Origin of the sequence: Streptomyces sp. NPDC087901, from assembly GCF_044742205.1 — a bacterium.
In the GTDB taxonomy this organism is placed as follows: domain Bacteria; phylum Actinomycetota; class Actinomycetes; order Streptomycetales; family Streptomycetaceae; genus Streptomyces.
On the sequence record NZ_JBIUUC010000002.1, the window covers coordinates 387,702 to 401,870 of the forward strand.

At 70.2% G+C, this 14,169-nt stretch carries 12 protein-coding genes; 5 read left to right on the plus strand and 7 right to left on the minus strand.

What is annotated here, in order from left to right; genetic code table 11:
* Positions 1-9: 9 nt before the first annotated feature.
* Positions 10-795, minus strand: coding sequence for a nucleotidyltransferase domain-containing protein (locus ACIOEW_RS07255; RefSeq protein WP_401962962.1), 786 nt, complete (start codon positions 793-795; stop codon positions 10-12).
* Positions 796-981: 186 nt separating this feature from the next.
* Between ACIOEW_RS07255 and ACIOEW_RS07260 the strand changes: the two genes are divergently transcribed.
* Entirely contained in the window at positions 982-2,415 is a 1,434-nt protein-coding gene (locus ACIOEW_RS07260; protein WP_401962147.1) for a phytoene desaturase family protein, read from the plus strand.
* Positions 2,416-2,506: 91 nt separating this feature from the next.
* Here the strand turns inward: ACIOEW_RS07260 and ACIOEW_RS07265 are convergent, their stop codons facing one another.
* The 3 genes from ACIOEW_RS07265 to ACIOEW_RS07275 are packed head-to-tail and all read right to left on the minus strand — an operon-like array spanning position 2,507 to position 5,802.
* Positions 2,507-3,844: an ABC transporter substrate-binding protein gene (locus ACIOEW_RS07265; protein ID WP_401962150.1), complete on the minus strand. Its 1,338-nt coding sequence runs from the start codon at positions 3,842-3,844 to the stop codon at positions 2,507-2,509.
* A gap of 56 nt (positions 3,845-3,900) precedes the next feature.
* Positions 3,901-4,872: a carbohydrate ABC transporter permease gene (locus tag ACIOEW_RS07270; RefSeq protein ID WP_401962153.1), complete on the minus strand. Its 972-nt coding sequence runs from the start codon at positions 4,870-4,872 to the stop codon at positions 3,901-3,903.
* Between the two features lie 3 nt (positions 4,873-4,875).
* The gene (locus tag ACIOEW_RS07275; RefSeq protein WP_401962155.1) at positions 4,876-5,802 is read right to left on the minus strand and encodes a carbohydrate ABC transporter permease; all 927 of its coding nucleotides are present in this window, start codon (positions 5,800-5,802) and stop codon (positions 4,876-4,878) included.
* Positions 5,803-6,073: 271 nt separating this feature from the next.
* On the opposite strand from ACIOEW_RS07275, the gene ACIOEW_RS07280 reads away from it, so the two are divergent.
* Both ACIOEW_RS07280 and ACIOEW_RS07285 read left to right on the plus strand, forming a co-directional pair.
* Positions 6,074-7,066 (plus strand): LacI family DNA-binding transcriptional regulator, encoded by a 993-nt coding sequence (locus ACIOEW_RS07280; RefSeq protein WP_401962964.1) that lies wholly within the window; start codon positions 6,074-6,076, stop codon positions 7,064-7,066.
* A gap of 82 nt (positions 7,067-7,148) precedes the next feature.
* On the plus strand, positions 7,149-7,796 hold the full coding sequence (locus tag ACIOEW_RS07285) for an ATP-binding protein (RefSeq protein ID WP_362557282.1): 648 nt from the start codon (positions 7,149-7,151) through the stop codon (positions 7,794-7,796).
* A 68-nt stretch (positions 7,797-7,864) separates the two neighbouring features.
* Here ACIOEW_RS07285 and ACIOEW_RS07290 read toward each other — a convergent pair whose 3' ends face one another.
* On the minus strand, positions 7,865-8,857 hold the full coding sequence (locus ACIOEW_RS07290; RefSeq protein ID WP_401962157.1) for a LacI family DNA-binding transcriptional regulator: 993 nt from the start codon (positions 8,855-8,857) through the stop codon (positions 7,865-7,867).
* 329 nt (positions 8,858-9,186) lie between these two features.
* Between ACIOEW_RS07290 and ACIOEW_RS07295 the strand changes: the two genes are divergently transcribed.
* Positions 9,187-10,635: an RICIN domain-containing protein gene (locus tag ACIOEW_RS07295; protein WP_401962158.1), complete on the plus strand. Its 1,449-nt coding sequence runs from the start codon at positions 9,187-9,189 to the stop codon at positions 10,633-10,635.
* Positions 10,636-10,819: 184 nt separating this feature from the next.
* On the opposite strand, the gene ACIOEW_RS07300 is transcribed toward ACIOEW_RS07295, so the two are convergent.
* Positions 10,820-12,568, minus strand: a complete 1,749-nt coding sequence (locus ACIOEW_RS07300) for a beta-galactosidase family protein (protein WP_401962159.1) — start codon at positions 12,566-12,568, stop codon at positions 10,820-10,822.
* A gap of 236 nt (positions 12,569-12,804) precedes the next feature.
* Here ACIOEW_RS07300 and ACIOEW_RS07305 point away from each other — a divergent pair, with 236 nt between their 5' ends.
* Positions 12,805-13,341, plus strand: a complete 537-nt coding sequence (locus ACIOEW_RS07305; RefSeq protein ID WP_362557289.1) for an O-acetyl-ADP-ribose deacetylase — start codon at positions 12,805-12,807, stop codon at positions 13,339-13,341.
* A 61-nt stretch (positions 13,342-13,402) separates the two neighbouring features.
* Here the strand turns inward: ACIOEW_RS07305 and ACIOEW_RS07310 are convergent, their stop codons facing one another.
* Positions 13,403-13,711, minus strand: coding sequence for a UBP-type zinc finger domain-containing protein (locus ACIOEW_RS07310; protein WP_401962161.1), 309 nt, complete (start codon positions 13,709-13,711; stop codon positions 13,403-13,405).
* Positions 13,712-14,169: the final 458 nt, after the last annotated feature.

Below are 14,169 nucleotides of genomic sequence, written 5' to 3' on the forward strand. Positions count from 1 at the left end.
TGCCTACGGTCAGGCCGCGTTCGCCCGCAGGACCTCGCGCACGTCCCGCACGACCGCCGCGGCCGTCTCCACCGCCGCGGCGTCCAGTCCCCGCAGGGCCTCGCCCACCCGCTCCGCGAAGAACGCGGGAGTCTTGGGCAGGGCCGCCGCGGCGGCCAGCGCGCCCTTCTCGTTGAGGCACCAGGTGCGGTGGTGGGCGTGCAGGGACTGGACGAGGATGCCGAACGCCCGGGACAGGCAGAGCGAGACGTGGAGCCGGTCACCGGCCGGCGCCGACTTGCGGGCCGCTTCGACCGAGAACTCCGCCTCCCAGGCCGCATCGGCAAGCGCCGCGCGCAGCGGCTCCGGATAGCCGGACGTCTCCCGCTGCAGGGCGGTCAGCTCACCGTGCGGATCGGCGAGTACGCACCCGAGGGCGACCTCGCCCGGATAGGCGGGTGACCAGAAGCCGAGCGGATGGCCGGGCTGGCCCCCCACCTCGTAACGGCCCTGCCGGCAGGCGGACCAGACGGCCTCGACCCGGTCCAGATCGCGCAGGATCCAGTCGACCGGGGCACCGTCCACCCGCAGCCAGGCCCCGCCGTTCACCCACGGCCCCCAGCCGCCCGGCCCGGCCACCTCCACCGGGGAGCCCTGGAACGTGGAGGCCAGCTCGGTGAGTGCGGCGAGGTCCGGGGCGCCTCGGTAGTAGAGGCCCAGGTCCCAGTCGGAGTCCGGCCGGTGCGTGCCCCGGGCCCGGCTCCCGCCGAGTACGACGGCGCGGACGCCGGCCACGGCGGTCAGCCGCTCCGCCATCTCGCCGATGCGGTGGCGCAGCCCGGAATCCTCCGTGCCGCGGGAGGCGGCAGGACGCGGTTTCGGGGGCGGCGGCTGCGCGTGGTTCGGAGTATTCATCGGACGGGCACCCTACCCGCGCCCGGACTGCCGGCGCCTGTGAATATCCTGGGTGCTCAGACCGTCGGCTGACAAAGGAGTCCGAAGGTGCCGTCGATGCTCGATGCCGTCGTCGTTGGGGCAGGCCCCAACGGACTGACCGCCGCAGTCGAACTGGCCCGCCGCGGCTTCGCCGTGGAGGTCTTCGAAGCCGAGCGGACCGTCGGCGGCGGGGCCCGTACCGAAGAGCTCACACTGCCGGGCTTCCGGCACGACCCCTGCTCGGCGGTCCACCCGCTGGGCATCGGCTCGCCCGCTTTCGGGGAGATGCCGCTCGCGCGGCACGGCCTGGAGTGGCTGCAGCCGCAACTCGCCCTGGCCCACCCCTTCCCGGACGGCACCGCCGCGGTGCTGGCCACCTCGGTGGGAGAGACGGCCATGGCGCTCGGACCGCAGGACGCGGGAGCGTACCGGCGACTCGTCGCACCGTTCCTCGGGCACTGGGACACCCTTGCCGAGGACTTCCTGCGCACCCCGTGGGACGGCCTGCCCCGTGACCCGTACCGATGGGTGCGCTTCGGGCTCGACGCGATCCAGCCCGCCACGCTCCTGTCCCGCCGATTCCGCGGCGAGAAGGCCCGCGGCCTCTTCGCCGGACTGGCCGCCCACGCCATAGCTCCCACCAGCGGCCTCGCCACCGGCGGCATCGCCCTGCTCTTCGCGCTCGCCGCGCACGAGAAGGGCTGGCCGGTGCCGCGCGGCGGCTCCCAGGCCATCTCCGACGCCCTCGCCTCGTACCTGCGGGAGCAGGGCGGCGTCATCCGTACCGGTACGGAGGTCAAGCGGCTGGACGAACTGCCGCCTGCCCGTGCCTACATCTTCGACACCTCGCCGACCGCGCTGGCCAGGATCGCGGGACTGGGCAACGCCTACCGGGGCTACCGCTACGGCGCGTCCTGCTTCAAGATCGACTACGCCCTGTCGGGCCCCGTCCCCTGGACCGCGAAGGAGGCCCGCCGGGCCGGCACGGTCCACATCGGCCCCACGGCCGGTGAGATCGACTCCGCCCTGCGCGCCGCCGTGACCGGCCGTGACCCCAGCGTGCCGTTCCTGATCACCGCCCAGCCCAGCCTCACCGACCCGTCCCGCGCCCCCGAGGGCAAGGAGACCTTCTGGGTGTACGGACACGTCCCGGCGGGCTGGGAGGGAGACGCCACCGAGGTCATCGAACGCCAACTGGAGCGATTCGCCCCCGGCTTCCGCGACATGGTGCTCGCCCGTGCGGTGACGGGCCCGCCCCAGCTCGCCGTGCGCAACGCGAACTACGTCGACGGGGACATCGCCTGCGGCGCCTTCTCCGGGCTGCAGACCGTGATCCGCCCCAAGCTCGCCCGGGTGCCGTACGCGACCGCGCACCCGTCGGTCTACATCTGCTCGTCGGCGACCCCGCCCGGCCCCGGAGTGCACGGCATGTCCGGACACCACGCCGCGAAGGCGGTATGGCGCCGGCTGCGGGAGTCGGGGCCTTTCGGCGGCCGGTAGGGACTGTCCCGCAGGCTGTCTCCGACGCGGGCTGTGCAGGAGTCGTCCTGCACAGCCGCCTCCCCGGCTCCCGGACTGCCTGGCTTCCGCACTACTTGTTGACGGTGAAGCCCTGATCCGTGCCGTACTTGACGCTTGACTGCTGCCAGGCATCCAGGCTCTGCGACAGGGGCGTCGAGGAGACGTACGACTTGCCCACGGTGTCGTTGAACACGGAGTTCGCGTACACCTGGTACGGCAGGTAGGACCAGCCGGTGCCCACGTCGCGGGCCGAGTCGGCGAAGACCTTGTTGGCCTGCTGGCCACCGAAGTAGGGGAACTCGGTCTCCAGGAACGCCTTCGAATCCAGGTCCGCCCGGGTGGCGGGGAACGCGCCTTCGGCGACGCGGGCCGAGGCGCCGGCACCCGTGGTGGCGTACTCGGTGAAGGCGTAGGCCAGTTCCTTGTTCTTGGCGGCCTTCGGTACGGCGAGGGAGCTGCCGCCGTTCTCGGCGCTCACCGTCTTGCCCTTGGTCCACTGCGGCAGCGGGGCCACCCGCCAGTCACCGGAGGCCGAGGCGACACCCGAGGTGAAGTTGGCAGGCATCCAGGCGCCGATGGACAGAGTGGCGATGCTCCCGTCGGCCAGACCCTTGTACCACTCGTCGCTCCAGGAGGTGATGGGTGCGACCAGATCCTCGTCCAGCAGCTTCTGCCAGGTCTTGGTGTACGTCCTGGTGCCGGCGTCCTTGAAGTCGACGGTGATGTCGGTGCCTTCGGCCTTGTAAGGACGGCCCCCCGCCTGCCAGATGAGGCTGGTGGTGGCGCCCGCGTCACCGGTGTCGTTGGTGATGAAGACCTTGGGGTCGGCCTTGTGCAGGGTCCGCGCCGCCTCGACGTACTCGTCCCAGGTGGTGGGGATCTCGATGTGGTGCTTGTCGAAGACCTTCTTGTTGTAGAACAGCGCCATCGGGCCGGAGTCCATGGGCAGTGCGTACACGGCCTTGTCGTACTTCACCGCGTTCCAGGGGCCGGTGGTGAAGGTCTTGTCCTGCTCGGCCGCGCCGTACCCGGCGAGGTCCTCCACGGACTTGCCGATGGCGAACTGGCCGAGGGCGTAGTACTCGATCTGCGCCACGTCGGGGGCGCCAGAGCCTGCGGCGATGGCGTTCTGCAGGGCGGTGTACTGCTTGTCCCCGGTGCCCGCGTTGACGAGTTCGACGTCGACCTTGGGGTACTTCTTCTCGAAGTCGGCGGCCACCTTCTTGAGGGTGGGCTCCCAGGCCCACACCGTGATCCTGCCGCCCTTCGCCAGCGCGGACTTGACGTCCTTCGCGCTGCCGCCGTCGTCGTCGGCAGGGTCGGAGGAGCCGCAGGCGGTCGCGCCCAGGGTGATGGCGCAGACCGCGGTGACGGCGGCGAGCAGCCGACGGGTGGTGTGTGTCCTCATGCGTGGAACTCCTGGTTCGGTGTTCAGGGAAAGGGAGGGCGCAAGCGGGGGCGGATTCACTCCTTGACGCTGCCCGCGGCCAGGCCGGACTGCCAGTACCGCTGGAGCAGGAGGAAGATCACGACGATCGGCACGATCGTGAGCAGGGAGCCGGTGATGATGAGGTCGAAGACGGCTTCCCCGCCTGCCGTTTGGGCCTGGGCGTTCCAGGCGTTGAGCCCGAGGGTGAGCGGATACCAGTCCGGGTCCTTGATCATGATCAGCGGCAGGAAGTAGTTGTTCCAGGTCGCGACCATGGAGAAGAGCAGCACGGTGACCGTTCCCGGCATCAGCAGCGGCAGTGCGATACGGAAGAAGGTGCGCAGTTCGCCGGAGCCGTCGACGCGGGCCGCCTCCAGGAGTTCCGCCGGCACCGCCTCGGTGGCGAACACCCACATCAGGTAGAGCCCGAAGGGGGAGATGAGGGAGGGGATGATGACGGCCCACGGAGTGTTCGTCAGCCCCATGTTGCTGAACATCAGGAACGTGGGCACCGCGAGCGCCGTGCCGGGCACGGCCACGGCCCCGATGACAACCGCGAACACGGCACGGCGGCCGGGGAAGTTGTACTTGGCCAGGGCGTAACCACCCAGCACGGCCAGGACGGTGGCGCCACCCGCTCCAGCGGCGACGTACAGCAGGGTGTTCAGCAGCCAGCGGACGAAGACGCCGTCGTCGTAGGTCAGCGTGCGGGTGATGTTGTCCAGGAGGCTGAAGTCGTCGCCGAACCACAGGCCGGCGGAGTCGAGCAGGCCCTTCTGGTCCTTGGTCGAGTTGATGACCAGCCAGGCGAGCGGAAGCAGTGTGTATACGAGGACCAGACCGGTCAGCAGGGTCAGCGGGATGCTGGGGCGGGGGTTGAGCGGGGTGTGGGGGCGACGGCGGGGCCGGAGGACCGGCCGGCCGGTCCCGCCGGAGGCGTCCCGGGGCCGGGCCGGTCCTGCGGGGTCCGCGTCGTTGGAGGTGACGCCGGCGAGGTTCGTGGTCATGGCTCAGCCCTTCCGCATTCCGCGCAGCTGGACGGTGTAGGCGATGATCGCGGTGATGACGCCCATCACGATCGCCACCGTCGCCGCGTAGTTGTGCTGCTGGCCGGAGAAGGACAGCGAGTAGGTGTAGAGGTTGGGGGTGAAGTCGCTCGTGATCGCGTTCGGGGCGAGCTTCTGCAGGATGCTCGGCTCGTTGAAGAGCTGGAAGCTGCCGATGACCGAGAAGATCGTCGCGATGACCAGTGCGCTGCGGATGGCCGGCAGCTTGACCGCGGTCACCACCCGCCACTCCCCGGCGCCGTCGATCGCCGCGGCGTCGTAGAGCGAGCGCGGTACGACCTTCAGTGCCGAGTAGAAGATCAGCATGTTGTACCCGACGAACTCCCAGGTCACGATGTTGCCGATGGAAGCGAGCACCAGCGAGGGGGAGAGCGGGTCGGGAAGGGTGACGCCGAATGCGTCGTTGATGTTGCCGACCAGGCCGAACCGGGTGCCGTAGATGAAGCCCCACATCAGGCTGGCGACGACGGCGGGGACCGCATAGGGCAGAAAGATCGAGATCCGGAAGAAGGCCTTGCCGTACAGCCGCCCGCTGTCGATGGCCAGCGCCACCAGCAGCGCGATGCCCAGCATGATCGGCACCTGGACGGCCAGGAACAGGCCCACCCTGGCCAGTCCCTCCCAGAACTGCGGATCGGTCAGCGCCTGGCGGTAGTTGTCCGTGCCGACGAAGGAGTTTCCGCCGATGAGCCGGTCGCGGAAGAGGCTGAGGTAGAGCGCGTAGCCGATCGGTGCCAGGAAGACGAGGCCGAACACCGCGACGAACGGACCGGCGAATCCCCACCCGACGAGGGCCTGCTTGCGGAGGCGGAAGCGCGCTCGAGGGCGGGGCGGTGGTAGTGCCTTCGCCGGAGTCGGCAGGAGCGTCATGGCTGGTTCCTTGTGTCGGTGACCGACCGGTCTGTGGTGAGGAGAGACGAGGGCCTTCGGGCCGTAAGCGGCCGGATCAGGCTGTGTCCGACGAGAAATGTTTACGTAATCATCGGTAGCGTGATGGTGACACTCCCGGTGGGGGTCGTCAAGCATGGAGTGGGAGTCAATGGAAGGAGAACCGGTGACGGAGAAGGACGCGGACGCGCTCGGGAAGGCGGCCGGCAGCGGCGGCCGGCGTGCGGTGCAGAGCAGGCGGCCCCGGGTGTCCATGGCCGACGTCGCCCGGGTCGCGGGCGTCTCGTCGCAAACGGTCTCGCGGGTGTCCAACGGGGACCCGGCCGTCGTCGAGCGGACCCGGCAGAAGGTGCGGGACGCCATGAAGGAGCTCGGCTACCGGCCCAACAGCGCCGCCCGCGCGCTCAAGCGCGGCGACTTCCGGACCATCGGCGTCATCACCATGAGCCTCTCCACCACGGGCAATGTGCGGACCCTTGAGGCCATCGCCCAGTTCGCCTCACGGGCGGGCTACGCGGTCACGCTGATCCCGATCGACGCCCCGACGCGTGACAACGTCAGAGGAGCCTTCACGCGGCTCGACGAGCTCGCGGTCGACGCGGTCGTGCTGATCATGGAAGTGCACCTGCTCGACACGGCGTTGCTGACCCTGCCGCCGCATGTGACGGTCGTCGTCGTGGACTCCGACGCCGGTGACCGGTTCCATGTGGTGGACACCGACCAGCACCAGGGTGCCCGCACTGCGGTGCGCCACCTGCTCGGGCTCGGGCACCGCACGGTCTGGCATCTGGCCGGCCCGGAGGAGTCGTTCGCGGCGGGCCGCCGGGCGGCCGCCTGGGAGGCGGCGCTGCGCGAGGAGGGGCGAGTTGTACCGCCTCTGTTGCGGGGCGACTGGGCCCCTGAATCCGGCTATGAGGCAGGCCTTCGGCTGGCGGACGAACCCGACTGCACGGCAGTGTTCGTGGCGAACGACCAGATGGCACTCGGCGTACTGAGGGCGCTGCACGAGCGCGGAAGGCGCGTACCCGAGGACGTCAGCGTCGTGGGCTTCGACGACATCGCCGAGAGCGCCTCCTTCATCCCTCCACTGACCACGGTCCATCAGGACTTCGCCCGGGTCGGGGAGTTGTGCGTCGACGCCATTCTGAGCGAGCTGGGCGGCGCGGCCGTCGAGGGCGGCACGACACTGGTTCCGACCCGCCTCGTCGTGCGCGCGAGCACAGCTCCGTGGCCGGGCGCGGTTTGATGCCTCCGATGGGACCGGGCCGGATCAGGCGTCGGGACAATCATGGTGCGTACGAGGGTCCGAACCCGGCAGGATGGGCCCTGTGCCGAAGAAGCCGTCCGAATCCATGCCGCACCACCCGCAACAGCGGCCGAGCGCCCGCCCCGAGGGATGCGGGGACGGACCCGCGCCTGCCGCCGCCCGGCCGATTCAGGTGCCCGTGGGGCTGGTCGTCCTCGTCGGGCCACCGGCCTCGGGGAAGACCAGCTTTGTCCGGGCGCTGATCGCACGACGGAAGATCGATGCGGAAGCCGTGGTGTCCAGCGACGAGATCCGCGCCGAGCTCTTTGGTGGCTCTCCTGCGGACGGCGACGAGGTGGACGCACGCGTCTTCGAGGAACGTGACCGCAGGGTGATCGCCAGACTTGCCGCAGGGCGAAGCGCGGTCGCCGAATCGACGAATGTCACCCCGCAGGCCCGCGCACGGCTCCTCGCCGTCGCCGAGCGCTTCAACGCTCCCGCGACCATGCTGCGGTTCACCTCCGACATCACCGAACTCCTGCAGCAGAACAGCGAGCGGGGGCGTCCGGACGTCACCGTCGCGGACGTCCGCACCTCCGCCGCGATCATGGTGCGGGACGCCAGTGCCGACCAGTTGCGCTCCGAGGGCGCAGCAGCCGTCCATGACGTCCCCGGTCGCCGACAGGGAGTGGCACCCGCCGAAGCCGCTGAACGCTTCAGCTTCGGCTGACCTGCCGGGCTCACGGGCCGACGCCGGGACCCGGGCCGGTCACCGACAGCCGGGACCGTGCCCCCCGTTCAGGTGCGCCCGGCCGCGGGCGCTGCTGTGCTGGAGCGCACCACGAGGGAAGGTTCCACGGCCAGCCGGCGCCGGCCGTCCGCGCTGCCGCCGATCTGGTTGAGCAGGAGCGTCACGCAGTGCCGGCCCACCAGGTCGAAGTCCTGGTGCACCGTGGTCAGGGGTGGCTGGAAGAACGCCGCCTCGGCGATGTCGTCGAACCCGGCCACGCTGACGTCCCCGGGCACGTCACGCCCGGCCTCGTGCAGGGCGCGCATCAGGCCGAGTGCCATCTGGTCGTTGGCCGCGAAGACGGCGGTGGCCTCCGGGCGTTCGGCCAGCTTCCGGCCTGCCCGGTACCCCGACTCCGCAGTCCAGTCCCCGTACAGCACCGGGGGTGCCGGGGCGCCGGCGTCGTCGAGCGTGCTGCGCCAGGACTCCGCCCGCCTGCGCGCGGCGAAGGAGTCGCGGGGGCCGGCCACGTGCCACACCGTGCGATGGCCGAGGTCCAGTAGGTGGGTGACCGCGCTGCGGGCGCCGAGGGCCTGGTCGAAGTCGACGTTCGGATAGCGATGTCCCGCGTCACCGTCGGCCACGACGATCGGCATGGCCGCCGGGAGGTGCAAGGACGGAGTGTCGAGCATCTGCGACTCGACCAGCACGATGCCGTCGACGGACTGGAGCATCAGGTGCTGGAACGCCTGCTGGACGGCGGCCTCGGTCTGGGCCCGTACCCCCATGTAGTTCACGGAGAAACCGGCCTCGCGCGCTGCGTCGGCGATGGCCCCGAGCGTACGGGCGTTGCCGTGGGCCCCCACATCGAAGCTGATCACGCCCAGGGCGCCGAACCGGCCCGTCACCAGCGCGCGGGCGGCCGTGTTGGGGCGGTAGCCGAGGGTCTGCATCGCGGAGAGCACCCGCTCGCGGGTGTTCGCGTCGACGTTCTCCCGGTTGTTGGCCACGCGGGAGACGGTCTGCGAGGACACTCCGGCCAACGCTGCGACCTCTGCCATGGAGGGCCACTGCCTGGGTGGCCGTGAACGTGGCGCTCTCGCCCTCTTCTCCGTCGTCATACATCCGTCCTTACGCCCGGAAGCCCTGGATGGGCGAAGACAGCGGCATGTATCCGCATGCGCATGTTGACGCAAACACATCTGACGGTCAAACCATCATGAGTTCCTGCCGAGAGCCTTGACAGTCCCGGGGGGCGCTTCCAAACTCTCTCCACGACGCGAGTGTTTACGCAAACATGCAGAAGGTGATCACGCAGAAGGCGATCACGCAGAGGTGGTGCGTCAGCCCCACACCATCCCCCCACCCGGCAGACAGTAAGAGGTACGTGATGACGCGACACACGATTCCAGGTGCGGCCATGGTCCTTGCCGTCCTGTCCGCCCTCCTTCTGGCCCTCGTCGGAGGTGTCGGCACCGCCCGGGCCACCCCGGTGACCCTGGCCAACGCCACGCAGTTCAGCGATCCGAACGGCAACCCCGTGCACGCCCATGGCGGCGGGGTCGTCAAGGTGGGCGAGTACTACTACTGGTTCGGTGAGGACCGGAACGCCGACAACAGCTTCCGGTACGTCTCCGCCTACCGCTCCACCGATCTGAGGACGTGGGAGTTCCGCAACCATGTCCTGACCCGGGCCGCCGACCCGGAGCTCCTCTCGGCCAACATCGAGCGGCCCAAGGTCATGTACAACAGCGCCACCGGCCAGTTCGTGATGTGGATGCACAAGGAGGGCGCCACCGACTACGGCGAGGCCAGGGCCGCGGTCGCCGTCTCCTCCACCGTGGACGGCGACTACAGCTGGCGCGGCAGTTTCCGCCCGCTCGGGGAGATGTCGCGAGACATCACCACCTTCGTCGACACCGACGGCGCCGGCTACATGATCTCGGCCGCCAACGAGAACGCCGACCTGCACGTATACCGGCTGACGGCTGACTACACCGCAGTCGAGTCCCAGGTGCAGAACCTCTGGGCGGGCCAGTCACGGGAGGCGCCGGCCATGTTCAAGCGGGACGGCGTGTACTTCCTGCTGACCTCCGCCGCCACCGGGTGGTCCCCGAATCAGCAGAAGTACGGCACTGCCACCAGCGTCACAGGCAGCTGGAGCGGCCTGACGGACGTGGGGGACTCCACCGCCTACCGCAGCCAGACCGCCTATGTGCTGCCGGTCCAGGGCGCCAAGGGCACGAGCTACCTCTACATGGGCGACCGCTGGGGCAACTCCATGGGCGGCACGGTCAACGACTCCCAGTACGTCTGGCTGCCGCTGAAGTTCCCCACCCGTACGACCATGACCATGGACTACTCCCCGAACATCACCGTGGACACTGCCGCCGGGACCGTCGACGGCATGGACGCGACCTGGGAGACGCTGACGGCCCGGCACAGTGGCAAGTGTGCCGATGTGGCCGACTTCCGCATGGGCGATGCGGCGCAGGTGATCCAGTGGGGCTGCGGAGGCGGCGTCAACCAGCATTTCCGGATCGAGGATCTCGGCACGGGATATGCCCGGATCATGGCCAGGCACAGCGGCAAATGCCTTGAGGTGAACGGCGCTTCGACCCAGGATGGTGCGCTCGCCGTTCAGAACACCTGCAACGGTCAGCCGTCACAACAGTGGAGGATCCAGCCGACGGACACCGCGGGCTACGTACGGATTGTCGCCCGCCACAGCGGCAAATGCCTCGACGTCGTGAACCGGTCGACCGCCGACGGCACCGCCCTGGAACAGTGGACCTGCAACAACGGCGACAACCAGAAGTGGCACCGCGCGGCAGCCTGACCGGCGCAGGGCCGCCCCCTGCGGCCGACGCCCTCGCGTGCCCCGCGCCCGACCGGGCGGGGCACGCCCCGGTGCACCCCACCCGCCACGCGGGCGCGATGCCACGGACGGTCGCCCGGCCCGCCCCCCCCGTACCGGGGCACGGGGGCATAGCCGGGGTGGGGCCACCGGACGGTGGCCGCACCTACTCCTCGGTGGGGCCGAGGTCGTGGGTCTCCCGGAAGTCGACGGTGCGGGCGCGGTGGGGTGCGTGCAGTTCGAGCACGACGATCTCGTTGATGCCCCGGTGGAGGACCGGTGCGGGCACGTACAAGGAACGCTGGGGCCCGCGGGACCAGTATCGGCCCAGGGCGAAGCCGTTGATCCATGCGTTGCCCTTGGTCCAGCCGTCGAGGTGGAGGAAGGTGTCCGCCGTACCGGCGAGTTCGAACGTGCCCCGGTGGAAGGCGGGACCGATCGGTGTGGTGGCGGCGGCGAAGTCCAGCCCGGCGAGCGATTCCATCGGCAGTGGCCGGTTGGTCCAGCCGATGAGGTCCGTGCCGTTGAGCGTGACCTTCCCGGGAAGTCCCTTGCGGTCGTGGATGCCGGGCCCGTAGTTGACCCGGCCCTGATTCTCGACGAGCAGGCTGAGGACGCAGCCCGCTCGGGGCACGGTGAAGGTGAGGGCGTGTTCGTGGTTCTCCCGCTCCAGGACCCCGACGGGCTGGCCGTCGAGGAAGATCTGGGCGCGGTCGCGCACCTGCTCCAGTTCGAGCAGAGCGGGTCCGGCGGCCGGCAGGGCCGTCTCGTAGAGGATGAATCCGAAGTCCTGGCGGAGCTGTTCCATCGTCAGCGGACTCGGGGATCCGACGGCCTCACCGAGCGTCGGCGCGCTCGTCAGCAGGCCGGTGCTCTCGGTCAATGTGACTGATGCCAGGGAGAGTTTGTCCGCGCGCGGAGGAACGGGCTCGGCGGGGACCGGCGCGTACTTGGCGATGACCTCGCGGAAGGCAGTGAACTTCGCGGTGGGATCCCCGGCTTCGTCGAGGGGTGCGTCGTAGTCGTAGGAGGTGACGGTCGGCCGGTAGGTGTGCTTGTCGTTCGCACCGTTGGTGAAACCGAAGTTCGTCCCGCCGTGGAACATGTAGAGGTTGACCGACGCCCCGGCCGCCAGTGCTTCGTCCAGTTCCTGCGCCGCCTGTTCCGGTTCGCGGACCACATGGTGGCCGCCCCAGCGGTCGAACCAGCCGATCCAGAACTCCGTGGACAGCAGCGGGCCGGTCGGCCGGTGTGCGCGCAGAGCGGCGAGGTTCTGGGTGGAGCGGCTGCCGAAGTTGGCTGTCGCGAGGACCCCGGGCAACCCGCCGCGCTCCAGGTCGGCGGGTTGGTCGCAGGTGAACAGGGGTACGTCGACGCCGCACCGGCGGAGGGAACCTGCAAGGTGTTCCAGATAGGCGGTGTCGTCGCCGTATGCCCCGTACTCGTTCTCCACCTGCACGGCGAGCACCGGGCCGCCACGTGTGGAGAAGTAGGGCTGGAGCGGGGTGAGGAGCTGGGTGAAGTAGTCGTCGACCGCGGAGAGATAGCGGGGGTCGCGGGTGCGCAGACGGACGTCGGGCTCGGCCAGGAGCCAGGACGGCAGGCCTCCGCCCTCCCATTCGGCGCAGATGTAGGGCCCGGGGCGGAGCAGGACGTGGAGGCCCTCGGCAGCAGCGAGGTCGAGGAAGGCGGGCAGGTCGAGGCCGCCGTCCATGCGCAACCGGTCCGGCCGCGGCTGATGAAGGTTCCAGGGGACGTACGTTTCGACGGTGTTGAGGCCCATGAGGCGCGCCTTGTGGAGTCGGTCGGCCCACTGCGCGGGATGGACCCGGAAGTAGTGCAGCCCGCCGGACACGAACCGGAACGGCTCGCCGTCGAGTCGGAATCCGTCGTCGTCGATCTGAAGAACGGACATGTGCTGCTGCTCCTGTGCTCAGGGGGTGCGCGTGTGGTCCGGCGCGCGTCGGAGGGAGTACGTGGGAGTACCTGCCTGTATGTTTGCGTAAACATCAGAGGGATGGCAAGCCCTCGCCGGGAGCGATGGAGGGAACGCTGCCGGCCGGGGTCCGATGCGGACCCGGCGGTGGCCGTCGGCCCGGCACGCGCGTGGTCAACTGCACACGCATGGGCCTGTACCGGCATGATGGCCGCATGCGCACACCTTCCGCCGTCACCGTCACCCTCGTACGGGGCGACATCACCCAGCAGTCCGTCGACGCTGTCGTCAACGCCGCGAACTCCTCCCTGCTCGGCGGCGGCGGGGTCGACGGCGCGATCCACCGCCGCGGCGGCCCCGAAATCCTGGCCGCCTGCAGGGAGTTGCGTGCCTCGCAGTACGGCAAGGGGCTGCGTACGGGTCTGGCCGTCGCCACCACGGCCGGAAAGCTCGACGCCCGCTGGGTCGTTCACACGGTCGGCCCGGTCTGGAGCAGTGCCGAGGACCGCTCGGGGCTGCTGGAGTCCTGCTACCGCGAAGCCCTGCGCGTCGCCGCGGAGTTGGGGGCCCGGACCATCGCCTTCCCGGCGATCTCCACCGGCATCTACGGCTGGCCGATGGACGACGGCGCGCGCATCGCCGTCCGCACCGTACTGGCGGAGGCCGCGGCGCCCATCGAGGAGGTCCGGTTCGTGCTCTTCGACGCGCACGCGTACGTGGAGTTCGAGGAGGCGCTGGCAGCGCGGAGCTGACGGGCGGGGGCGCGCGCACGGCCCGGCGGTGGACCGCGTACGCGTCGGCGGTGGACCGCGCTCAGGCCGCCCGGGCGGGCCCGACCCCCTCGACGTCGAACGTCACCTGGTCCTCGTAGCACCACCACCAGGTCTCGCCCGGCTCGTAGGAGCGGATGAGGGGATGGCCCGTGGCCTCACGGTGCGCGGTGGCGTGCTTGTTGCGGGAGGAGTCGCAGCAGCCGATCTGCCCGCAACTCTGGCACTCGCGCAGATGCACCCAGGCGTCACCCTGCGCGACACACTGCGGGCAGGAGTCGGGGCTGTCCGGGGTGACGCGTCGGACCTGGTCCAGATGCGAGCAGATCGGCGCGGACGAAGCGTCCGTCATGACGGGCTCTCTCCCTTGCGATTCCGTACCGGGCGGGACATCGCCCGCGTCTGCGCAGGCCAACCGGCCGCAGGCCCGCCCGTGGGTGCATCGGGCCGGCCTCAGGCCCGTCCGGGGGCACATCGGAACTCCTTCAAGCCTCTCACCGCGAGGTCGCCTGTCAACTCATGGCCGGCCGGGTGCGGCCGTCGGCAGCGGCTCGGGCCGCAGGCCCACGCCGCCGGGGGACGCACGCCCCTCGCTTCCTCCGCATGTCCGCGCCCGCCCTCACTGGCGCGAAGGGCGGAGCCGTGGGAGTTCCCGACCGGTGGCGGGAGGCGTCGAGGTGGCCAGGCCCCGCTCCGCCATCACCCGCCCCTGGTCGCGGGCCGGTGCGGCGGGTGCGGAGGCCGGGCCGGTCCCGGTCGTCACGCAGGGAGGCGAGGAATCCCTGGCAGCCCGACGCTGATGTCGGATTT